We start from the raw sequence: 22963 nt of genomic DNA, 5'->3' as shown, positions 1-22963 counted from the left end.
ATCACGCATAACCAGCGATACGTGCATATAGTCGACTGTTCTCAAGGTGCTCCGCCAGAGAACAGAGCCCGTCTTGATCACCGTTCAGGAACTTGTCGACCTGGAGGTAAAGCCCCGGTTTGTAGCGGGCATCAAGACTGTCATCAATTTCCACTGGAGAGACGGCAACACTGTTGATCAGTTGCACCTGAAGCTTCTCCAACGGTTTGAAAATGAATCGACGCTTCTTCGTCAACACTTCCACTGCCCAGCGCCCAGGCGCCTCCCAGTCGCCCGTATAGGCAAACAGCGCACCCTCGGCGGTTACGCCGGCACCGGCGAAACGCGCCGCACGCTCATGCCATGACAGCGAACCGGCGTTGAACGTACTCAACTGGCTCGGGCGACCGCCCAGGTAGAAGGCCAGGTCGGTGACGTGGGTCGTGTTTGCAAAGAACCAGTTTTCCTTGACCCCCTCAGCCTTGTGGATAGCCTTGATGGTGTCTGACCACTCGGTGATTTCAAAGTTGAAGCTGGTGACCCCACCATCTTCAGCGATCAGTTCACGCGCCTTGAGGACAGAGGCAAGGAAACGACGGTTGTAGGCGATGTACACAGACGCACCGTAGTGGTCTGCTTTCTGCGTCAGACGCTCGATAGACTCAAGAGTCAAGCCGCCTGGCTTCTCGATCAACAACTGCTTTACGCCTTGCTCCAGCAAGTAAGCGCTGGTGTATTCCAGTTGCTCGACGCTGACCGCAACAATGGCGAATTCAACTGCGGGATGTTCGCCATCGAAATAAGCTTCAACACCACCCGGTACAGGTTTCACACCTACCGTTTGGTGAAAGGTCTCGGCAGATTGCGCGCTGCGCCCAACCACCTGGAATGGCTTTTCCATGCCTTTCAGAACGTTGGCATATTGAACGGCCATAGGGCCGGCACCGACTAATAGCATCATGGGTTATCCGTTCTTGATCAGGTAATGGGGCAAAGCGTGTAAGCGCCGCCGTCGTGCGTGTTGAAGAACGCCAGCAGCGTTCGCAGGAACGGCGCATGCAAAGCTGCCGATTCATCGAAGGTGGTCAGTTGGCATGGACTGCCACGATAAATGGACTCCGCGACACGGTGTGTCAGTTGGCTTTGGTACAGAACAGTAAACGGCAAGGCTTCAACAGCCCCGCTTGCCTTGTCCTGAAGTTCGCACAACCCAGCCCCCTCATTGAGCGTCACCCGATAGTCTTCGGTCTCGATCTCGATCCGCAATGGCTGTGAAGCGACCTCGGCATGACAGGTCAAGGAGAAACGGCTGTCCTGCCAATTGCCAGCAAGCGTTCCAATAAGTTCCTTGTAGCCGGGACGCTTGCTCTCGACAACCACTGGATCCAGTCCGGAAACATCGGCGACATACGAGGTCGCGCCGGAAAGAAATGCCCAGATATCGATGAAGTGGATGGCGTTGCAAGCCAGTCCCCATTGCTCGCCAACGACGCGCAGGTCGAACGCCCGCTGCCCACTCAGACGCTCACGCAGGACTTCATAACCCGAGAACATGCGGCGCGGGCAGTTGACCCAGACGTTGCACCCCACATGGTCAAAAAGCTGTGCCGCAGCGTTCAGTTGTGCCTCCGACTGGAACAGTACTTTTTCCAGCAGTAGGTTCCTGACCGTCAAGCGAGCAAGCATGTCTTCCAGCAATTGCAGGCGGCAGTCAGCGTTGGTGGCGACCACACAGAAATCAATGCTGCCTTTGACCTGAGCGATGTCGGTCAGAAAGTCGATACTGCGAATCGAAGACGAACGCTCGACCTGCTCCCAGCGCTCCTTGGCCCTTTCCAGCGACGCCGCGAACGGATCTACAACCTGAATGGTGATGTCGGCGAAATCAGCGAGAGCCAAGGCCTGCAGATGGCGGCTGCCAAGCTGCCCAGCCCCTACGAGAAGAATGTTGAACATGGTTGATCACTTTTATCCGGGAGGAAGACTACAAGCTAAAGCCATCATCGACGACGATGTTCTGACCATTGACATAGCTGGCATGGTCGGAAAGCAGGAACATGACGGATCCCACGACATCCTTGATATCCAGCATGCCCTTGCCCAGTGTGTGCTGCTTGTAGGCGGCGAGGAAACGCTCGGGCTGATGATCGAAGATTCCGCCAGGACTCACGCAGTTGGAGCGGAAGTCACTGCTGGCCACATAACTGGCCAGGTATTTGCTGAGATGAATCAGCGCGGACTTGATCGCGGCGTACTCCACCGGCATCGTCATTGGCGTGTCGTCATACACTTCGAATTTTGGCGCAACCACGCCATAGATCGACGAGATATTGACCAGCGAGAAAGGCCGACGGCTGCGCTCGAAATATTTCGCGCACTGCTGCATGAACAAGAACGATGACCCCAGATGCAGAGAAACGTTCTCGTTGAAATCGGCAAGGGTCACGTTCTCGAACTTGGCACCGTATCGCTTGTTGCGTGGATAGGTACAGTTCACAGCACCGTCCAGATCGTCCAGCGATGCAAACAAGTTATCGACGGACGCCGTATCATTCAGGTCCAGGGATACGCGGATCACGTCTGGATGATTCTCGGCAATTCCTTGTTGCAGTAGACGCTCGTTCATCAAGGAGAGATTGATGTCGGCCACTAGAACCCGCGCACCTTCGCCAAGCAAGGCCGCCGTGAGCTTACTGCCGAGCAGGCCTCCCGCACCAGCCACAAGAACTTTCTTACCCTTCAGCATGCCCTTTCTCTCTATCCGCATATAACATTTCGGCCATTTTGAAATCGTAGATATCATCGATATCCACAGCGCGTTGCCGCGGCACGACTACAGATTTAACCCGTCCGGAAAAGATCCGCTCCTGCTCCAATACGAACGCTGGACGGGTCACGTACGCCACGGTAGTCATGTCGAACACTGCTGGCGCATCCTGACGACGGTGCACCGCATTCCCCGAGCAGACCAACTGGCTGTTACCCGCATCATCCCGGACGACCATATTGAAGTAGGGGCTGCGCGATGCTGGCGTAACAGTCACCACCACGTCCGTATCCTGGTCAAGGCTGGCCAGACAACTACGGACATCTTCACTGTTTCTCAGGGGACTGGTGGCAGGCAGGCTGATGAAAGTGTCGAACGATTCGCCACGCTCCTGGAGGTAACCGATTGCATGTCGCCAGGCCAACCATTCGGCTGCAGTATCGGTGGCCAGTTCTTCCGGCCTAACGATGACTTCTGCGGAATAGGCACGGGCCACTTCGGCAATTGCAGACGAGTCTGTTGATACGAATACCTTGCTGATCCCTTCAACCTGTTGCGCGACCAGAATCGAGTGCGCGATTAGCGGGATTCCCCCCAAGGGTCTGATGTTCTTGCCTGGCAGCCCTTTCGAATTGCCGCGAGCAAAGATAAAGGCGTAAACACTCATGCTTGAATGCCTCCAATGGCGACAACCTGACCGGCTGCGGCCGAACGCTTCATGGCCTCAATGAGATGCAGCGTTTCCAATGCATCGGCAATACCCACTGCAGGCCGCGTAACGCCCATTGCTACCTTGGCGAAATGCCGCAACTGATCCATGTACATGTTGTTCCGATCATAACTGGGGTCATCGAACAGCACGCTCTGCTGATCCTTTGCGCTATGCAGGGAAATACGATTGTTCAGGATGTCCCAGACCAGCGTCCCGGACTGTCCGACCACTTTGCAGGTCCGCACCGGAGCACGCTGCAGGAAATCCATGTGCACATTGGCGACCAACCCGTCGTTACGCACCAACAGGGCATCCACGGTGTCTTCAACATCGACTTCCAATGCTCCTGAATTGCGCGCCACGCAATAGGCGGTCTCGAACCGACCGAACAACCAGCCGATATAATCCAGCTCGTGACTGAGCTCGAGCAGAACGCCTCCCCCCAGAGCCCGGCGGGCCGAAACATTCTTGCGGTAATCGCTGGCAGGACGCCAATCGGGCAGGTACTGACCAACGTCGACGCTGACACTGCGAACCGCACCAACCCGGCCTTCGTCGAGAAGCGCCTTGAAAGCTACGGCCGACCCCATGTAACGAAGGTTGTAAGCGACGTCGATGATGGATTCTCGATCGATAAGGAGGTCGCGCAAGCCACTCAGACGCTCGAGACTGTCGGCGATCGGTTTTTCGATGAGTACAGGGATGCCCTGCGCCACCAACAAGGAAGCATGCTCGATGTGCCAGGGAGCGGGAGAGGCAATGACGGCGAAGTCGGGTTTAGTCGCCAAGGCTTCCTGAATCGAAGCGAAACGCAGTACATCCGCCCCCACATCCTCGACCTGCAATTCCCGGCCCGATGCGGAGACGCAAGCGACTTGGGCTGGCGCGAACAACTGTCGCAGATTGGCGATATGACGTTTGGCGATGCTGCCACTACCAATGACAAGAAAACGGGAGAACTGACTCATAGGCCGCCGAACTCGTGCTGGGCTCGTTGAAAGTCCTCCATCCGCCCGATGTCCAGCCAATACTCATGTATCGGGAACATATTGACGTCGCGGCCGGCAGAAATTTCATGTTCCAGCAAGGTTGGCATGTCGACACGGGTACCTGCCGATACGCTCTTCACCAGCTCGGGCGAAAGCAGGTAGATACCGGCGTTGATGAAGAAGCGCTGCACCGGTTTTTCCACCATGGAGCGAATTCGGTGTCCGTCACTCTGGATAACGCCATAAGGCACGCAGTATTCGTACTCACGCACACACATCGTGGCGGAACCGCTATGGGCCTGATGAAAATCCAGTACGTTTTCGAAATCCAGCGTGGTCAGCAAGTCGCCATTCATCATGAACATCGGCAGATCGATTTCATCATGAGGCAACAGTCCTAGCGCTCCACCGGTACCCAGTGGCGACTCTTCGTGGATATAACGAATGCTCACCCCCCAACGACTGCCATCACCGAAGTGTTCGCGGATCATTTCCGGCATGTAATGAGTGGAAATGAAGAAGCGGTGGAAACCAGAGTTGATGAAGCGTTCCAGAATCAGTTCCAGAATGGGCTTGTCGCCTACCTTCAGCAGCGGCTTCGGGCAATTGTGGGTCAGCGGGCGCAAACGCGTACCGAACCCGCCTGCCATCAGGAAGACCGGATTGTTTCTGCGCGGTTTATTGAGCAGGTCGTGCAAGGTTTCCAGGCCGATCACCACACCATTGGCGTCCAGCACCGGCAACTGCAGCAACTGGTAGCGCTCCATCACCGCCAGAATGCGTTCTTTGCTCCAATCCCGCTCAGCGGTCCTTGGAGTAGAACACATGACCTCGCTGACCGGCGTGGTCAAGGGCCGCTGCTTCAACAAAGCACGGCGGACGTCGCCATCCGTCAGGGTTCCCAGCAGTCGCCGTTCATGATCCACAATCATGACGATTCTCACCGCGACCTTATCCAGCGTCGCAATGGCTTTTTCCATAGAGCACTCAGGATCGACGAGTGTTAGTTCCCACTGCTTCATTGCATACCTTCTCTAATATTCACGAGTCCGGCACAGACCTTGTCCGGGCCGACGGACCGATCAGAACGCCTCGGGCGGGCACGTCGCGCACGACAACGGTACCAGCCCCCACCAAGGCGTCCTCTCCAATCACGACGCCTTGGATTACAGTGGAACCACTTCCTATAAATGCGCCTTCGGCAACGGTCACGCCGCCGCACAGGGTTACGCCCGGGGCAACATGCACGTGGGCAGCTACACGGGAGTCATGGTCGATGCTGGCGCTGGTATTGACGATACTCGCACAGCCAATGCGTACATCCGCTTGCAAGATCGCACCCGCCATCACCTGGACACCCTCCTCCAGAACGACCGTATCATCGAGCCAGGCAGCCGGGTGCACCAAGGGAGGGAAGCGAAACCCCTTGGCACTTGCGCTCTCATGCACTACACGACGCAAGTTTCCGCCGACAACCTGACCGATCCCGTTTATGAGCTCGATGTCACTGGGAGCGTATTGATCCAGCACATCGTCAGCGCCCAGCACCGCAATACCTCGCCAATGGCTGATGCCCTGCCTGACCAAGCCGGGATCACATACCCCGACAACGTCGTAACCACACGCCCTGGCCAAGGAAAGTAACACTTTAGCGTGACCACCCGCACCCATCAGGATCAATGGCAAAGGACGCACATCGGACTGGTTCATTTCTCGATGATCTCACCCACCCCAAAGGCGCGGCGACTTGTGCTGCCTACCAGCTCCCACAAGGCTGTCGGAGGCAATCCAGAACCGCTGCGCGCGGTAGTCAGGTCATCCCGGGCAATGATCGCACCGGCAGCAATGTCACGTGCTGCGACTACCTGCTGGCGCGCGGCCTTGCGGGTATCCCATTCGCTGGGTTGCGGTACTTTGCACGGATCTCCGAGCGCAAGCTGTAGAGCCCGGATCTGGCTAACCATCGACTTGAGTTCGTCCGGCTCGAGCGATGCCTTGTGGTCCGGCCCCGGCATCGAACGATCCAACGTGAAGTGTTTTTCAATCACGCTAGCGCCACGGGCAACTGCAGCGACGGGGATGAGACAGCCCTCGGTATGATCGGAATAACCAACAGGTAGCCCGAACGCCCTCAGGGTGTCCATCGCCAGCAGATTGACCTCATGGGCCGGTGTCGGGTACTGAGAGGTGCAGTGCAACAAAGTCACGTGCCCCTGCAGACGTTGCCGGCTCACCGGGTCGCTCCAGCACTTCCAGACCTCATCCATGTTTCCGGGCTCGGCTGTCGAGGCCAGGGCATGGGCGATGATGGCCAGGCCCTGCTCCACTTCACTCATGGTGGCCATGCCAGTGGAAAGAACCAGCGGCTTGCCAGTGTGAGCAAATTGCCAAAGCAACGGCCCGTTCGTCAGCTCTCCAGACGGAATCTTGAAAAACGGCAGATCCATCTCGCATAGAAACTGCAGGCTGCCACTGTCGAACGCAGTGGAAAGGAACTCGATACCCTTGCTACGGGCATACGCCTGAAGCTCGAAATGCCACGCCTTGGGCAACTCCAGCTTCTTGAGCATCGCCAATTGGCTTTCCGATGCATCGGTGCTCTGTTTCTGATAGCTCGCCTTGGGCGCAGCCTTGGACGCCAGTCGCTCAGCATCAAAAGTCTGAAACTTGACGGCATCAACGCCGGCATCGGCTGCGGCATCGACAAGGGCATAAGCGAGGTCGCGCTCACCGTTATGGTTAACACCTGCCTCTGCAATGATATACACCGCGCTTGCATCGGATAACTTCATGGCTTAGACCAGATCTTGAAAAGACTTGTTAGGATTCATATCGAAGCGTTCAAGGACGCTTGCGATACTGTGCGAAGCGTTGCCCGCGCCGTACGGGTTTACCGCTCTTTTGCAAACCTCGGCAAACTCTTCGGAGAGCGCCTCGCGCAACGTGCCCTCGATAGCATCTGCCTGCGCCTTGCAGTGCAAGATTGATTCCGCCGCCAGACGCCCGTCCTGTCTTGCGCCGATATTCACCGTAGGCACAGCGAACGCCGGCACTTCGATGATCCCGCTTGAGGAGTTTCCAACCACAGCGTCGGCCAAAGCCACCGCAGACAAATAGCGCTTGAACCCAAGAGAAGGAATCGCCTTAACCCTTTCAGGCGTCTGCTGGGCATAGGCTTCAAGCAGAGGAATAATGGCACGCCCGCCATTGTCGGCATTCGGATACGTGATGATTACCTTGTACTCCGGGAAACGATCCAGGGCACACAGCAACGCCTCGAAACTCGCCACAGGATCTTCCTCAGCGAGGGTTACCGGGTGATAGGTAACAAGGAGAAAAGGCGAGTCGAGAACGAAGTCCAGACTTTCGGACAACTCGGCACGACTCATGCGCTCGCTGCGCAGCAGATGATCCAGACCAACAGCGCCAACATTGAATACGCGCTCTGGAGATTCACCCATCTGGATGACCCTCTGACGGTAGGCATCGGCGGCGACAAAATGCAGATACGACATTTTGGTTATGGCATGACGAATTGCATCGTCATAAGCGCCTTCGGTGATTTCCCCGCCATGCAGGTGGGCCACGGGAATCTTCATGACCAAAGCCGACTGGACAATCGCCAATGCTTCGAAGCGATCCCCCAAAACCACCAGAACGTCAGGGCGCAAACGATCAAGCGCATCGGCGAAACCGAGAATACCCAACCCCATGGACTTCACCACACCAACATCACTGTCGGAAGACAGAAGCATTTCGACTTTGGCATCGATGCCAAAGCCATCACTGTCTATGACTTTCCAGGTTTCGCCGAACTCCGGCGAAAGGTGCATGCCACTGACGATGACCTGCAACTCCAACACCTGGCTGGCCTGGATATCCTTCATCAACCAGTACAGCAAACCATACTCAGCCCGGGTACCAGTGAAGACAGCGACCTTGCGCTTCAATCCACCGACCCCGGACGAATGCTGCTGGGCAGGTTGACCACACGATCTTCCAGCCAGAGGGCATTTTCAAGATTGCCACGCAATGAACGGGAAAACGCAGGTAGATGGGTCATCAGCTTCCAGATTGGACGGGTCATCACCCCTGCCTGATTACTCTCCTGCAACAGTGCATCGCGTTGTGCCAGATCCTCACAAACCACTGCGTTCAGCCAGTAATTGGAACGGCAACCCTCAGGCTCGCGGAAAAACTGCAGAGACTGCCCCTCGAAGAACTGCTCGTAGTTCGCAGCCAGTTCACGTTTACTGGTGATGAAATCCTCCAGGCGCTCCAACTGCGCACAACCTAAGGCAGCATTCAGATTGGGAAGGCGGTAGTTGTAACCGACTTCGTCATGAACGTACTCATAGGGATGAGCCTGCTTGGCGGTGGTGGTGATGTGCTTGGCGCGTGCCCCCAAGGCATCTCCCGCGAGGATCATGCCCCCCCCACCCGTTGTGATGATCTTGTTACCGTTGAAGCTCAATGTCCCGACACAACCGAAAGTACCGGTATGGCGCCCGTGGTAAAGACTGCCTAGAGACTCTGCCGCGTCCTCCACGATAGCCAGGCTCCAGCGGGCACAAACGCTGAGCAGACCATCGATATCCACTGGATGGCCGAAAGTGTGCATAGGCAGACAGGCCCTCAGGACTCGCCCATCTTCTTTCGTCCGGCAAAGACCATCACTGCCCAAAACAGCGTTATCTTCCAGCCACACCTCTAAAGCGCTTGGGGAAAGACCCATGGTGTGCCGGTCCACATCAATGAACACTGGCTCGGCACCGCAATAGGCGATCGCATTGCAAGTTGCGACAAATGTCAGCGGCTGAGTCAGAACCAGGTCACCGGGCTTTACCCCGGCCAGCAGCAACGCAACGTGTAACGCCGCCGTTCCGTTCACCGTCGCCACCGCTCGCGGTGATCCGGTATAGGCCGCCATGTCACTTTCAAAGCGGTCCACGAACGCCCCAACACTGGAAACGAAAGTCGAATCGACCGTTTCAAGTACATACTGTTTTTCATTCCCTTGGAACACGGGTGCGTGCAACGGGATGAACTCGTCTGTACGGTACTGCTCGCGAATGAAACCGATTAGCGCTTTGAACATGGCAGGCACTCAGACGTTGTAGAGGTCGGCTTTGTATTTGGCCAGATTTTCTGCGCGGGAGAACCAGTTGATCGTTTCCTGCAACCCTTGGCGAATCGAGTATTCAGGTTTGAACCCGGTCAGACCATTGATCTTGGCGTTGTCGCACCACAGACGGAAGACTTCCGACTTCTCGGGGCGCAAGCGCTGATCATCAGTGAGAAATTCGACGTCGCTTCCCATCAGCTCACGAATCAACTCGAGAGTATCACCAACGGAAATCTCGTAGTTGGAGCCGATATTCACGGTTTCGCCAATGGCCTTCTCACAACGAGCAAGCTCCAAGAAGCCTCGGCATGTATCAGCCACATAATTGAAATCGCGAGTAGGCGAAACGTCGCCCAGCTTGATCTGCTTCTTGCCGCTGGCGATCTGGGTAATGATCGTTGGGATGACCGCACGCGCGGACTGGCGTGGACCATACGTGTTGAATGGACGAGCGATGGTCAGAGGCAAGTCGAAGGCGTTGTAGAAGCTCATTGCCATGGCGTCAGCACCGATTTTCGAAGCGCTATAAGGCGACTGTGCCTGCAGTGGGTGCTTCTCATCAATCGGTACATACTGCGCGGTGCCATACACTTCGCTTGTCGAGGTATGAATAACGCGCTGGACACCGTTATCCAGAGCTGCCTGACAAATATTCAGCGTACCTTTGACATTGGTATCGACGTAACTGTCAGGAGCAACATAGGAATAAGGAATAGCAATCAGCGCCGCGAGGTGAAAAACGGCATCCACGCCCTTGGTAATATGCTTGCAGTAATGCGGGTCACGAACATCGCCATTCAACACCTCAATGTCTTTGAGGCAAGAGATATCCTCAAGCCATCCCCAGTAGTTGAAAGAATTATACTGGGACAGCGCCTTGACTTCATAACCTTCACGGACAAGCAATTCTGTCAGGTGCGAACCAATGAACCCGTCAGCGCCAGTTACCAAAATTTTTTTCATTACGTAGCACCTTCATCCCATCTGTAGGCAGACAATCAACGAATGCCCACTAAATAATTACGACCTCATACAGAAATACCACTTCAAAGAGCGGCATTCGCCATTCCCGCCAATCTATATTTTTTGAAACGCCAACACCATCCCCGCCAGACTAAAGCAAGGAATGGTGATCAGAATACAATTTTATAAGACTTTAAAACGACCAACGGTCATTTGGATCGTAGCTATCAATGAATAGCCATGGCGCTACGACGCAGGGTCATATATCGCGCCAAAACCACGAACACCGCTCCCAACAGAGCACCCAGAAGAGCCCCCAGGACAACGAGAAGTGATTTCATAGGCTTGATCGGCGCCGGAGACTGCAGAGCGGAGCGATCGACAAGAACCATTTTCAGTTCCTGCATATCGGTGTTCAGGCCTTTCAGGCGAACCATTTCTTTCTCCATAGGCTCGATACCCAGCAGGAAAAGCTCATCATTCTGCCGACGCTTGAGGATTTCGACTTGACGATTGGCCTGAAGAAGCTGCAATTCTTTCTGAATCTCAGCAACACGATTCGTGGAGAAATCATCAGAAGTGCGCTTCTGCAAAACGGCGCGTTCTGCCTCCAACGCATCACTACCCATGAAATACAATGGAATAGTCTGATTGCTGACTTCGGTACGCACCACACTTCCGGATGAAGATTGAGCAGAGTCTCCGAGCATCGAGGGCGTAGTGGGCCGCTTGATACCCAGGGAGCGAGCGATGGAGATCGCTTCGGATAGCTCACTGATGCGATTGGATCGCTGAACCTTCAACTGCTGGCGAAGAGCATTGAGTTCGTCTTCCAGAAGGGAGCGCTTGAGGTTGTGCTGCTCAAGCAACCTGGCGATTTGCGACTTCTTGTCTCCGTCATAGACAGCCCTTTGCGCATCGATCTGAGCAGCGACTTCGTTAAGTCGATTCTTGAGAATCACATCGAAATCAGCCTGAACCAGGTTGCGCTCTGCTGCAATCGCAAAAGACACGAAACCATTGAGGATAGCCACGCCATCCACTCCAGCTGGGTAGGACATGTCGATGGTGACACGCATTCCGGCCACCCCGGAATCAGGGGCTGGCATGGTGACCTTGAGCGAACTGCGGTTGAACTCTTCAAACGCTTGTTCCACGCTCATGCCCGCGCGCAGATATGGCTTGAACAATGCCTCGTTCGCTCGAAAATAATTGAGCCGAGCCTCGTAAGAGTCCAGGGCAGTCCCCACTCTCAACAAAGCGGCCTCAGGAGACAGCGAATAGAGAGCGGAACGATTCAACGCATCCATGTCGTTCAATGCGACCGGGCGCAGAACGCTTGTGACCTGATACACGGGCGTCGCAATAAAAAATGCGTAAATAGCGAAAAGCAGGCCTACCAAGGCAGCAGCCGCACCGATCAATCCTTTTTGCCGCCATACGACTTGAGATATCGTAAACAAGTCAAACTCGACACGCGTGGAAGGTGGGAAGTTGGCTGCACTAGTCACAATAAACCTGCCTTGGTAGAAATCTCAGCGCTCCGGAGACGAAACCATCACCGGAAAGACACCAGCAGGCCAGAAGATTTTCTGCCAAACCAGCATCATTTCAAAAGCAGGGAGTCTACCAGCGTTCTGATCGATTACAAGACTTGTCCCGAGTCACCCCCGCCGTGCCGACGCCTCTTTCCATGATTTCCATTATCTGGTGACAAGAAAGCAACACTTATCAGGTACCACATCAAAACAGACGCCACGCCCACCACCACGCCTAGCAAGCTCCCCACGACAACTACAAGGACGCCGCTAGGCAAAATGGACCGATCAGGAACCCCAATAGCACCATCCTGACGATAAACAGCAATGGTCGACGGTAAGATTTTCAGCGCACTGTAAAACTCAAGCTCCACTTGGCGCTCACGCAAACCGTCAATGAACGGATCATCAGAGGCCCTCGCCTCAAGACTTTCAATCTCCGCCCCCAGCGCATCACTACCCCGCATGTAACTCAAAACTCCTACCCGCCCCGGTGATAGTTCCGCCGCCACCTCCCCGGAAAGAGCCAGAGGCCTATGCAGACCTATCGACCTAGCTACCGCAAGCGCCTCACGCAAACGAGCCTCACGATCTTCACGCTTCCTCTTGGCTGTCTCGCGCTCCGCAGTGATCTCCCGCCGCAGATTTTCTGCCCTGGTGGACGCATCACTTCTGACGTTCTCCAAAACCTCAGCCTTGGCAGCGACTTCCGCCATTTCGATGTATTGCTTGACCCACAAAGCGGCCTGCTCAGGATCGGGCAGTTTCACCGACACAGAATAACGGGCAGGCGACTTACTTAGCTGAACGACCTGTAGTAGCCGCGCAAAGCCTCTATAAAGATCCTCCACAGCCCCCCTGCGTTGCACCTCGGACAATTGCGGCAGGTATACTGACTCAAAGAATTTCCGACGCTGCGACTCGGACAACAGGTGATGAACATAGATTTCATAAACATCACCAGTCGTCAGAAGGGGCAACCCCGACTCCCCTCCCCGCCCATAGTTAAGCTGGGAAATATTCTCTTGAGCGGGCGCCTCGACAATGGCTTTTGCTTCATACACAGGCACTCTAACAACAATATAAAACAAAGAGAGAGCCACAGCTAAAAATACTATTACAAACACAACAGCCCGTTGCCTCCACAGCAATTCAAGCATAGCCAGCAAATCAATTTCATGATCTTTATCACGACACTCACGGTCATTGCGCATTTACTGTAATTCCCCTTGAGCCCGCCTAACAATCATCAACAACCGTCCATTACACATCTATCAAACACCAACCCTTGACCTCCTGTCCGACAACCGTTCTAACAGAAACAAAACATAGCACAGGGCCAGTCACACCCACCCACCACGTTCTATATCCACAAGAATAATCTGATCATCCAAAAGCAAATATAGAGTGACGTACTGAAAGAGAAGTTCCTGCCCTCTCGTCCAAGCGCAGTCCACCACCACCAATCATTCAGAAACTGGGCAGCAGGCTCCAAATGCCCCCGACGCTTATCCCAACCCCTCTTTCGCAATTGAACTGCGCGCCTTTTGGCGCCATGCTCAACACTTTATAGACCACCTGGGACCTCGATCCTCGCGACCCCCTCTTGCCCCGCCCTACGTCGCCTCAACGCAGCAGCCAACGCCTGCTTCGCCGAAGCCTCACCATGAACCAAAACGATCCTGTCCGGCCATCGAGGTATGCCCGCTACAAACTCCACCAACCCAGCCTGGTCGGCATGAGCCGAGTATCCACCGACCGTGGTGACCTTGGCCTTGATTTCGCGCATCGCCCCATCAAGGTCAACCATCACAAAGCCCTCAGCCCCCTCGCTTGCCTGAATGACCGCACCAGGCGTGCCCCGTGCCTGATAACCAGTGAACACAACCTCATGCCTTGAGTCGCCAAGCATGGCCTTCAGGTAATTGACGATTCGACCACTCGTGCACATGCCATTACCCGCAATCACGATCGCCGGCCGGCCGGTACTGCCAAGGTAGTTGACCACCTGCTGATGCTGTTGATGGCTGTCTATGCTGCTCAACTGACGGAAACTAAAGGGGCAACGCCCTTGTGCCAGACGCTGGCGAGCGTCTTCATTCCAGTACAAACCCAGATCGCGATAAATCTGAGTAAGCCGGCCGGCCAATGGCGAGTCGAGGATCACCGGCAACTGTGGCCAGTCGATCAATTGAGTGGAAGATGCCGTCTGCCCGGCCCCGGCATCCGGTATCAGAAGAGCCTTGTCGTGCAGGATACCCTCAAGCTCGAAGAGCAACTCCTGCGTGCGCCCGATACTGAATGAAGGGATCAACACCGTACCGCGGTCAACAAGTGCACGCTCTATAACCTGTTCCAGACGCCGCCGACGGGTGCTACTTCCTGCATGTAAGCGATCACCGTAGGTACTTTCGAGCACCAGGATATCTGCACGCTCCGGCGAATGGGGTTGACGCAACAAAGCACTGTTTCCCGCACCCAGGTCACCCGAAAACACCACGCGACAATCCGATTCCAGCTGCGCCCCCTGGATATCGAACTCAACATAGGCTGAACCCAGCAAGTGCCCCGCACGCTGCAGCCGCACCCGACAACTCGACAACGAAACGCCAGCAACGTCGTGCCATTCATCGAAAGCCAAAGGGGTAGTGGCAACACTCAGGAGGCGCAGACAGCGCTCGATAGCATCCGGCGACCAACGTCCGGAAACCTTCATAGCATCTTCAAGCACGACAGGAAGCAGCTTCGCAGAGGGCACGCTGCAGAGAATCGGCCCGCGATAGCCTGCGGCCAATAGGTCAGGGATGCGTCCCACGTGATCCAGATGGACGTGGGTCACCACCAGGGCCTTCAAACGTTCAACAGGGAAATCAATCACCGGGTACGGCTGTGTAGATGCGTCCACACCCTGAAACAGCCCACAGTCAATCAGCACGCTGCATTGCGCATCAAGATGAAGCTGATGACACGAGCCTGTGACACCCCGCGTGGCCCCGTGATGGGTAATGATGGGGAAAACCATGCTGCCTGCACTCCTTGGACCAGGAGCAGCATTACCCCACATCTAACTCGGAGCCATCAGCAGGAAAATTCCGTAGAGGCTGTAGGAGTCGTCTGGATTACAAGGTTTTTGTAAACCCAGAAGTCCAATGAAGGCTCAGCTCAGACCACGCCTGGCCTTGAGAACGATAAGGCCACCCAACAACGGGCCAACGGCCAGACCGGCAACAAGCGCAGCCAACACAAGTGCCGCGACAGGAACAGCTGGTGCAGTCCAACCAAAAAATACCAAAACTACAGACTGCTGGTTTTCCAGGACAAAGAATAAAGCCAGCGCCGCCAGCACGATCACAAATAGCACCAACAAAAGGCGCCTGATATTGCGCATGATCACATCCTCTTGCACAGATCAGTCTTCAGGAAGCTCATCTTCTTCATTGACCCTATCGCGCAGCTCCTTGCCAGGCTTGAAATGCGGCACGAATTTTCCGTCAAGGCTGACAGATTGCCCGGTCTTGGGGTTACGCCCCACGCGAGGAGCGCGATAGTGCAGCGAGAAGCTACCAAAGCCCCGGATCTCAATACGATCTCCGGTGGCTAGACACTGCGACATCTGCTCAAGCATGGTCTTGATGGCCAGCTCAACATCCTTCGATGAGAGCAGCCCCTGATGGGTGACAATACGTTCGATAAGCTCCGACTTCGTCATCTTTTTCCCTTCTGTATCAAGCAGCTAGGTCATTGCCTCCATTGGTTTTAGCATGGGCTGATGAATTTGAACAGCCCGGTTATTGACTTAAGAAAAAAATCCAGAATTGGATGATGCCGCTTCGCGCTGAAAGCCCCATATCTACAGGCTGTCGCGGTTAAACAACTGAAATAGCAGGCATAAAAAAAGGCGACCGAAGTCGCCTTTTTTTGATCAAGCAGAACTTAGTTCTGTTTGGCCATTTCCGCGCGCAGCAGGTCACCCAGGGTAGCGCCAGCGGCTTCTGGAGCCTTGGCGATTTGCTGGATAGCCTCTTTCTCTTCTTCAACGTCTTTCGACTTGATGGAGAGGTTGATTACGCGGCTCTTGCGGTCAACGCTGATGATCTTGGCTTCGATCTCTTCGCCTTCCTTCAGGACGTTACGCGCGTCTTCAACGCGGTCACGGCTGATTTCGGAAGCTTTCAGAGTAGCTTCGATATCGTCGGCCAGAGTGATGATGGCGCCTTTGGCGTCAACTTCTTTCACAGTGCCCTTGACGATAGCGCCCTTGTCGTTGACAGCAACGTAGTTGGAGAACGGATCGTCTTCCAGCTGCTTGATGCCCAGGGAGATACGCTCGCGCTCTGGGTCAACCGACAGGATGACGGTTTCCAGCTCGTCGCCCTTCTTGAAGCGACGTACGGCTTCTTCGCCGACTTCGTTCCAGGAGATGTCCGACAGGTGAACCAGACCGTCGATGCCGCCGTCCAGACCAATGAAGATACCGAAATCGGTGATCGACTTGATGGTGCCGGAGATCTTGTCGCCCTTGTTGAACTGGCCAGAGAAGTCTTCCCATGGGTTCGACTTGCACTGTTTGATGCCCAGGGAGATACGACGACGCTCTTCGTCGATGTCCAGAACCATGACTTCCACTTCGTCGCCAACTTGAACGACTTTCGACGGGTGGATGTTCTTGTTGGTCCAGTCCATTTCGGAAACGTGTACCAGACCTTCAACGCCTTCTTCCAGCTCAGCGAAGCAGCCGTAGTCGGTCAGGTTGGTAACGCGCGCCATAACGCGGGTGCTCTCTGGGTAACGTGCCTTGATAGCAACCCATGGGTCTTCGCCCAGTTGCTTCAGGCCCAGGGATACGCGGTTACGCTCGCGATCGTATTTCAGAACCTTGACATCGATCTCGTCGCCAACGTTGACGATTTCCGACGGATGCTTGATACGCTTCCAGGCCATGTCGGTGATGTGCAGCAGGCCATCGACGCCGCCCAGATCCACGAATGCGCCGTAGTCGGTGAGGTTCTTGACGATACCTTTGACTTGCTGGCCTTCCTGCAGCGATTCCAGCAGAGCTTCGCGCTCGGCGCTGTTTTCGGCTTCCAGGACACTGCGACGGGAAACGACAACGTTGTTGCGCTTCTGGTCCAGCTTGATGACCTTGAATTCCAGCTCTTTGCCTTCGAGGTGGGTGGTGTCGCGCACTGGGCGGACATCAACCAGGGAGCCCGGCAGGAACGCACGGATACCGTTAACGTCGACAGTGAAGCCGCCTTTAACCTTACCGTTGATAACGCCCTTGACCACTTCTTCGGCGGCGAAAGCTGCTTCCAGAACAATCCAGCACTCGGCGCGCTTGGCTTTTTCACGGGACAGTTTGGTTTCGCCAAAGCCGTCTTCCACCGCGTCCAGCGCAACGTGAACTTCGTCACCGACCTTGATGGTCAGCTCGCCAGCTTCGTTGTAGAACTGCTCGAGCGGGATGACGCCCTCGGACTTCAGACCAGCGTGGACAGTAACCCAGTCACCGTCGATATCGACAACGATACCGGTGATGATCGCACCTGGTTGAAGGTTGAGGGTTTTCAGGCTTTCTTCAAAGAGTTCTGCAAAGCTTTCGCTCATTTTAATTCCTGTAGATTCGGGCGATAAATCCGCCCATCAGCCACATTCCAGACAATGTGGGTTTCGTTCATAGTAAGGGTCGTCTGCAGGACGTTGACTGGGTAATCCTGCAGCCTCCCTGGTCATCCGGTGATGTCGCGCAGCGCGACTTCACTCAAGATGCGTTCCAGCACCTGCTCGATGGACAATTCAGTGGAATCCAGCTGAATTGCGTCGGCGGCGGGCTTGAGCGGAGCCACCGAACGCTGGGTGTCGCGCTCATCGCGCGCACGTATCTCATCTAGCAGACTCGACAGACTAACATCATCGCCTTTTGCCTTCAACTGGAGGTAACGGCGACGAGCCCGCTCTTCGGCGCTGGCTGTCAGAAATATCTTAAGCGGTGCATCCGCAAAAACGACCGTACCCATATCCCGACCATCGGCAATCAGGCCCGGCATTTCACGGAAGGCTCGCTGCCGCTGCAGCAGCGCCTCACGCACCGCCGGCAGCGCGGCAACCTGCGACGCCCCGGCGCCGATCTGCTCGTTGCGGATGTCATTGGTGACGTCGTCGCCTTCGAGAATGATCCGCTGCAGTTGACCCTCTTCCGCAGCCAGGAACTGCACATCCAGATGAGCGGCGAGCGCCTTCAGCAGTTCCTCATTGGTCAGGTCAACACCATGATTTCTCGCGGCGAAGGCCAACAAGCGATACAAGGCGCCGGAATCGAGCAGATTCCAGCCCAGGCGCCGGGCCAGCAGGCCAGCGATCGTGCCTTTGCCCGAGCCGCTCGGTCCGTCAATGGTGATGACTGGTGCGTGCGTGCTCACGACTTGCCCTCTTCAGCAACGCGAATACCCACTTGCGCACAAAGTGCGAGGAAGTTAGGGAAAGAAGTAGCGACGTTGGCACAATCGTGGATACGAATCGGCGCATTGGCACGCAACGAAGCCACGCTGAAGGCCATGGAAATACGGTGGTCGCCGTGCCCATGCACTTCACCGCCACCAATCTGGCCGCCGTCGATGATAATGCCGTCCGCAGTTGGCTCACATTTCACGCCCAGGGCCAACAGGCCGTCGGCCATGACCTGGATCCGGTCGGACTCCTTGACCCGCAGTTCTTCAGCACCGCGCAGCACGGTACGCCCTTCGGCACAGGCGGCAGCGACGAACAGCACCGGGAATTCATCGATGGCCAACGGCACCAGATCCTCAGGGATATCGATACCCTTGAGTTTCGCACCGCGAACACGCAAGTCAGCAACCGGTTCGCCACCCACTTCACGCTGGTTCTCGAGGGTGATGTCGCCCCCCATCAGACGCAGGATGTCGATTACACCGGTACGGGTCGGGTTGATGCCGACATGCTCCAGCACCAGCTCCGAGCCCTCGGCGATCGACGCCGCTACCAGGAAGAAGGCCGCCGAGGAGATGTCCGCCGGCACTTCGATATGCGTGGCGGTCAATTTTCCGCCAGACACCAGCGACGCAGTCGGCCCATCAACATTCACGTCATAACCGAAGCCGCGCAGCATGCGTTCGGTGTGATCGCGGGTCGGCGCAGGCTCGGTAACGGTGGTCTTGCCTTCGGCATACAGGCCGGCCAGCAGCAGACAGGATTTCACCTGGGCACTGGCCATCGGCAGGGTGTAGGTCAGCGCCTTGAGCGTGTGACCGCCACGAATGGTCATCGGTGGACGGCCTTCAGCCGCGGTCTCGATCACCGCGCCCATTTCCCGCAGTGGGTTGGCCACACGGTTCATCGGACGCTTGGACAGCGAGGCGTCGCCGGTCAGCACGGTGTCGAACTTCTGCGCGGCCAACAGACCCGACAGCAAACGCATCGAGGTGCCGGAGTTGCCCAGGTAGATCGGGCCAGGCGGCGGCTTGAGGCCATTGAGGCCCACACCGTGAATCGTGACGCGACCGTGGTGCGGACCTTCGATCACCACGCCCATGTCACGGAAGGCCTGCAGGGTCGCCAGAGCATCTTCGCCTTCGAGGAAGCCCTCCACCTCGGTGGTGCCCTCCGCCAGGGAGCCGAGCATGATCGAGCGATGGGAAATCGATTTGTCGCCTGGGACGCGAATGCGCCCGGACAGGCGGCCGCCAGGTTGTGCCAGGAAAATCAGGTCGTTGGAATTCATAGCGTCCACATAGGCCCGACGGGCCAGGATTTTACTGAAATGCTCGCGGGCAACCCGGGCGCGCGTAAATACGCCCAACAACTGGTGCCCATCCCCTGCATCGACCGCGTCGCGCAAGGCGTCGAGATCGCTGCGAAATGTATCCAGTGTGCGCAGAACAGCCTCGCGATTGGCGAGGAAGATGTCGTGCCACATGACCGGGTCGCTTCCTGCGATTCTCGTGAAATCGCGGAAACCACCGGCAGCGTAACGGAAGATATCCAGGTTTTCATTGCGCTTGGCCAAAGAATCGACCAAGCCGAAGGCCAACAGATGCGGCAGGTGGCTGGTGGCAGCAAGCACTTCGTCGTGCCGCTCGACCTGCATGTGCTCGACATCGGCCTCCAGTGCGCGCCACAGCCGGTCAACCACGGCAAGTGCGAGCGGATCGGTTTCCGCCAGCGGCGTGAGAATGACCTTGTGACGGCGGAACAGCGTGGAATTGGAAGCTTCCACCCCGCTCTGCTCGGACCCGGCAATCGGGTGGCCCGGCACGAACCGCGACAAACGACCGGCCATCGCCTCGCGCGCCGCGCGCACGACGTTGCCCTTGGCGCTGCCCACATCGGTCAGTACGGCCGACCCAAGATCCATCCCAGCCAAACGTGCCAGGAGCTTTTCCATGGCAAGGATCGGGACCGCCAACTGGATGACGTCGGCACCGACGCAGGCAGCCTCGAGGTCTTCCTCGCAACGGTCAACCACGCCCAGCTCAACCGCCAGCTTGCGCGATTGCGGATCCAGGTCGACACCGACCACCTCGCGGCACAGACCGCTTTCGCGCAGGCCCTTGGCGAAAGATCCGCCAATCAGCCCCAGGCCCACCACCACCAGGCGGCCGACGAGTGGCCCGCCCTGTTGCGTTTCAACTTCAATCACGGCGCAGGACCCTGTTCAAAACATCATGCATTAACGCGCCTCAGAGTACTGCTTTCGGGTACGAGCCCAGCACTTTCAGGGCCACCGCCTCCTGACTGATCTTCTCCAGCACGGCCTTGATCAGCGGATCGCGATGATGGCCAACGAAATCAATGAAGAAGACGTAGGTCCATTTACCGCTGCGGGACGGACGCGTCTCGATGCGCGTCAGGTCGATACCGTTTTCATGGAACGGCACCAGCAGTTCGTGCAGGGCACCCGGCTTGTTGCTCATGGAAACGATGATCGAGGTCTTGTCGTCGCCAGTCGGCGGCACTTCCTGGCTGCCAATCATCAGGAACCGGGTGGAGTTGTCCGGACGGTCCTCGATTTTCTCGGCCAGGCGCGTCAGGCCATACAGGCCCGCGGCCATGTCACCGGCGATGGCGGCAGAGTTCCACTCACCCTTGACCCGCTTGGCAGCCTCGGCATTGCTCGATACCGCGACGCGCTCGACGTTCGGGTAGTGAGCGTCGAGCCACTTGCGGCACTGGGCCAGCGACTGAGCGTGGGAATAGATGCGGCTGATGCTGTCGGTCTTGGTGTTCTCGCCCACCAGCAGGTGGTGGTGAATACGCAATTCGACTTCGCCACAGATAACCATGTCGTGCTCGAGGAAGCTGTCGAGGGTGTGGTTGACCGCACCTTCGGTGGAGTTTTCCACCGGCACCACGCCGAAGTTCACCGCGCCGGCGGCAACTTCACGGAACACTTCGTCGATCGCCGCCATTGGCTTGCTGATCACCGCGTGACCGAAATGCTTCATCGCAGCGGCCTGGGTGAACGTACCCTCAGGGCCGAGATAAGCGACTTTCAGCGGCTGCTCCAGCGCCAGGCAGGAGGACATGATTTCGCGGAACAGGCGGGCCATTTCTTCATTGCCCAGCGGCCCCGGGTTGCGATCCATGACGCGCTTGAGCACCTGCGCCTCGCGCTCGGGCCGGTAGAATACCGGCACCTCGCCTTCAGCCAGGGAACCCATCTTGACCCGTGCGACTTCTTGCGCACAACGGGCACGATCACTGATCAGTTCGAGGATTTTCTCGTCGAGACTGTCAATGCGCACCCGCAGCGCCTTGAGTTCCTGTTCCGACATCAGGAATGTTCCTTCTCGAATTCAGCCATGTAGGCAACCAACGCTTCTACCGCTTCCAGCCCCAGGGCGTTGTAGATCGAAGCGCGCATGCCGCCCACGGAGCGGTGACCCTTGAGGTTGAGCAGGCCGCGCTCGTCGGCACCGGCAAGGAACGCCTTGTCCAGGCGCTCGTCCGCCAGGCGGAACGGCACGTTCATCCACGAGCGGGCGTTCAGGCTGATCGGGTTGGTATAGAAATCGCTCTTGTCGATGAAGCCGTACAGGCGATCTTTCTTCGCCCGGTTGCGTTGCTCCATCGCCGCGACACCGCCCTGCTCTTTCAGCCACTCGAAGACCAGGCCGGAGAGATACCAGGAGTAGGTTGCAGGCGTGTTGTACATCGAGCCGTTGTCGGCTGCGACTTTGTAATCGAGCATGGTCGGGCAGGCGCTGCGCGCGCGACCCAGCAGGTCTTCACGCACGATCACGACTACCAGGCCGCTCGGACCGATGTTCTTCTGCGCACCGGCGTAGATCATGCCGAACTGCGAAACATCAATGCCACGGGAAAGGATGTCCGAAGACATGTCGACCACCAGTGGAACGTCACCGGTTTGCGGAACCCAGTCGAACTGCAGGCCACCGATGGTTTCATTGGAGGCGTAGTGCAGGTACGCAGCGCCTGGGGTCAGCGTCCACTCGTTCTGGCCTGGGATGTTCAGGTAGTCGTAGGGCTTGGCCGAGGCGGCGACATTGACGTTGCCGAAGCGACGCGCTTCCTCGATGGCCTTCTTCGACCAGATACCGGTTTCCACGTAGTCGGCGGTGCCGTTCTCGGGCAACAGGTTCAGCGGAATCTCGGCGAACTGCTGGCTGGCACCGCCCTGGAGGAACAGCACCTTGTAGTTGGAGGGGATGGACAGCAGGTCACGCAGGTCCTGCTCGGCCTTTTCGGCGATGGCCACGTAGTCGTCGCTACGATGGCTCATTTCCATCACGGACAGGCCTTTGCCGTTCCAGTCCAGCATTTCGGCCTGGGCGCGCTGCAGAACAGCATCAGGGAGCGCAGCGGGGCCTGCGCAGAAGTTAAAGGCTCGTTTGCTCACATCCACTCTCGCTC

At 56.7% G+C, this 22963-nt stretch carries 21 protein-coding genes; all 21 read right to left on the bottom strand.

Translation table 11 applies throughout. The annotated features are described in order from the left end of the window. Position 1: 1 nt before the first annotated feature. Complete coding sequence (locus NTD88_RS00845) at positions 2 to 940, bottom strand: Gfo/Idh/MocA family oxidoreductase (RefSeq protein WP_262155471.1); 939 nt, start codon at positions 938 to 940, stop codon at positions 2 to 4. A 17-nt stretch (positions 941 to 957) separates the two neighbouring features. After that, positions 958 to 1935, bottom strand: coding sequence for a Gfo/Idh/MocA family oxidoreductase (locus tag NTD88_RS00840; protein WP_262155472.1), 978 nt, complete (start codon positions 1933 to 1935; stop codon positions 958 to 960). 28 nt (positions 1936 to 1963) lie between these two features. Further along, on the bottom strand, positions 1964 to 2725 hold the full coding sequence (locus NTD88_RS00835; RefSeq protein WP_262155473.1) for an oxidoreductase: 762 nt from the start codon (positions 2723 to 2725) through the stop codon (positions 1964 to 1966). After that, positions 2712 to 3413, bottom strand: coding sequence for a cytidylyltransferase domain-containing protein (locus tag NTD88_RS00830; RefSeq protein WP_095155510.1), 702 nt, complete (start codon positions 3411 to 3413; stop codon positions 2712 to 2714). The genes NTD88_RS00835 and NTD88_RS00830 overlap by 14 nt, the downstream gene beginning before the upstream one ends. Further along, positions 3410 to 4426 (bottom strand): Gfo/Idh/MocA family protein, encoded by a 1017-nt coding sequence (locus NTD88_RS00825; RefSeq protein WP_262155474.1) that lies wholly within the window; start codon positions 4424 to 4426, stop codon positions 3410 to 3412. Before NTD88_RS00825 ends, NTD88_RS00830 begins: the two co-directional genes overlap by 4 nt. Then, the gene (locus NTD88_RS00820; RefSeq protein WP_095155508.1) at positions 4423 to 5469 is read right to left on the bottom strand and encodes a nucleotidyltransferase family protein; all 1047 of its coding nucleotides are present in this window, start codon (positions 5467 to 5469) and stop codon (positions 4423 to 4425) included. The genes NTD88_RS00825 and NTD88_RS00820 overlap by 4 nt, the downstream gene beginning before the upstream one ends. A gap of 19 nt (positions 5470 to 5488) precedes the next feature. Then, entirely contained in the window at positions 5489 to 6157 is a 669-nt protein-coding gene (locus tag NTD88_RS00815; protein ID WP_262155475.1) for an acetyltransferase, read from the bottom strand. Continuing rightward, the gene (neuB, locus tag NTD88_RS00810) at positions 6154 to 7239 is read right to left on the bottom strand and encodes an N-acetylneuraminate synthase (protein WP_262155476.1); all 1086 of its coding nucleotides are present in this window, start codon (positions 7237 to 7239) and stop codon (positions 6154 to 6156) included. The genes NTD88_RS00815 and neuB overlap by 4 nt, the downstream gene beginning before the upstream one ends. Positions 7240 to 7242: 3 nt before the next feature. Further along, complete coding sequence (neuC, locus tag NTD88_RS00805) at positions 7243 to 8397, bottom strand: UDP-N-acetylglucosamine 2-epimerase (protein ID WP_095155505.1); 1155 nt, start codon at positions 8395 to 8397, stop codon at positions 7243 to 7245. After that, positions 8394 to 9545, bottom strand: coding sequence for a LegC family aminotransferase (locus NTD88_RS00800; RefSeq protein ID WP_095155504.1), 1152 nt, complete (start codon positions 9543 to 9545; stop codon positions 8394 to 8396). Before NTD88_RS00800 ends, neuC begins: the two co-directional genes overlap by 4 nt. Before the next feature lie 9 nt (positions 9546 to 9554). After that, positions 9555 to 10535, bottom strand: coding sequence for an NAD-dependent 4,6-dehydratase LegB (locus tag NTD88_RS00795; RefSeq protein ID WP_095155503.1), 981 nt, complete (start codon positions 10533 to 10535; stop codon positions 9555 to 9557). A 227-nt stretch (positions 10536 to 10762) separates the two neighbouring features. Then, positions 10763 to 12046, bottom strand: coding sequence for a Wzz/FepE/Etk N-terminal domain-containing protein (locus NTD88_RS00790; protein ID WP_262155478.1), 1284 nt, complete (start codon positions 12044 to 12046; stop codon positions 10763 to 10765). Between the two features lie 134 nt (positions 12047 to 12180). Further along, complete coding sequence (locus NTD88_RS00785) at positions 12181 to 13287, bottom strand: Wzz/FepE/Etk N-terminal domain-containing protein (RefSeq protein WP_262155479.1); 1107 nt, start codon at positions 13285 to 13287, stop codon at positions 12181 to 12183. Between the two features lie 353 nt (positions 13288 to 13640). Next, positions 13641 to 15095, bottom strand: coding sequence for an MBL fold metallo-hydrolase RNA specificity domain-containing protein (locus NTD88_RS00780; RefSeq protein WP_262155480.1), 1455 nt, complete (start codon positions 15093 to 15095; stop codon positions 13641 to 13643). 135 nt (positions 15096 to 15230) lie between these two features. Beyond that, positions 15231 to 15461: a lipopolysaccharide assembly protein LapA domain-containing protein gene (locus NTD88_RS00775; protein ID WP_175653721.1), complete on the bottom strand. Its 231-nt coding sequence runs from the start codon at positions 15459 to 15461 to the stop codon at positions 15231 to 15233. Positions 15462 to 15482: 21 nt separating this feature from the next. Next, a complete protein-coding gene (gene ihfB / locus NTD88_RS00770; protein WP_095155499.1) occupies positions 15483 to 15782 on the bottom strand; it encodes an integration host factor subunit beta in 300 nt (99 codons plus the stop codon). A 224-nt stretch (positions 15783 to 16006) separates the two neighbouring features. Next, positions 16007 to 17680, bottom strand: coding sequence for a 30S ribosomal protein S1 (gene rpsA / locus NTD88_RS00765; protein WP_095155498.1), 1674 nt, complete (start codon positions 17678 to 17680; stop codon positions 16007 to 16009). 122 nt (positions 17681 to 17802) lie between these two features. Beyond that, entirely contained in the window at positions 17803 to 18492 is a 690-nt protein-coding gene (gene cmk, locus NTD88_RS00760; RefSeq protein ID WP_095155497.1) for a (d)CMP kinase, read from the bottom strand. Then, a complete protein-coding gene (locus tag NTD88_RS00755) occupies positions 18489 to 20729 on the bottom strand; it encodes a bifunctional prephenate dehydrogenase/3-phosphoshikimate 1-carboxyvinyltransferase (protein ID WP_095155496.1) in 2241 nt (746 codons plus the stop codon). Before NTD88_RS00755 ends, cmk begins: the two co-directional genes overlap by 4 nt. Before the next feature lie 40 nt (positions 20730 to 20769). Next, positions 20770 to 21864 carry a prephenate dehydratase gene (gene pheA / locus NTD88_RS00750; RefSeq protein WP_095155495.1) on the bottom strand — a complete coding sequence of 365 codons (1095 nt, stop codon included), beginning with the start codon at positions 21862 to 21864 and terminating at the stop codon, positions 20770 to 20772. After that, on the bottom strand, positions 21864 to 22949 hold the full coding sequence (gene serC / locus NTD88_RS00745; RefSeq protein WP_095155721.1) for a 3-phosphoserine/phosphohydroxythreonine transaminase: 1086 nt from the start codon (positions 22947 to 22949) through the stop codon (positions 21864 to 21866). Before serC ends, pheA begins: the two co-directional genes overlap by 1 nt. Between the last annotated feature and the right edge of the window lie 14 nt (positions 22950 to 22963).

It is taken from the genome of Pseudomonas sp. 20P_3.2_Bac5 (assembly GCF_025466035.1).
Classification (GTDB): Bacteria; Pseudomonadota; Gammaproteobacteria; order Pseudomonadales; family Pseudomonadaceae; genus Aquipseudomonas.
The sequence above is the reverse complement of the archived record's forward strand: the minus strand, read 5'-3'. Positions and strand labels throughout refer to the sequence as shown.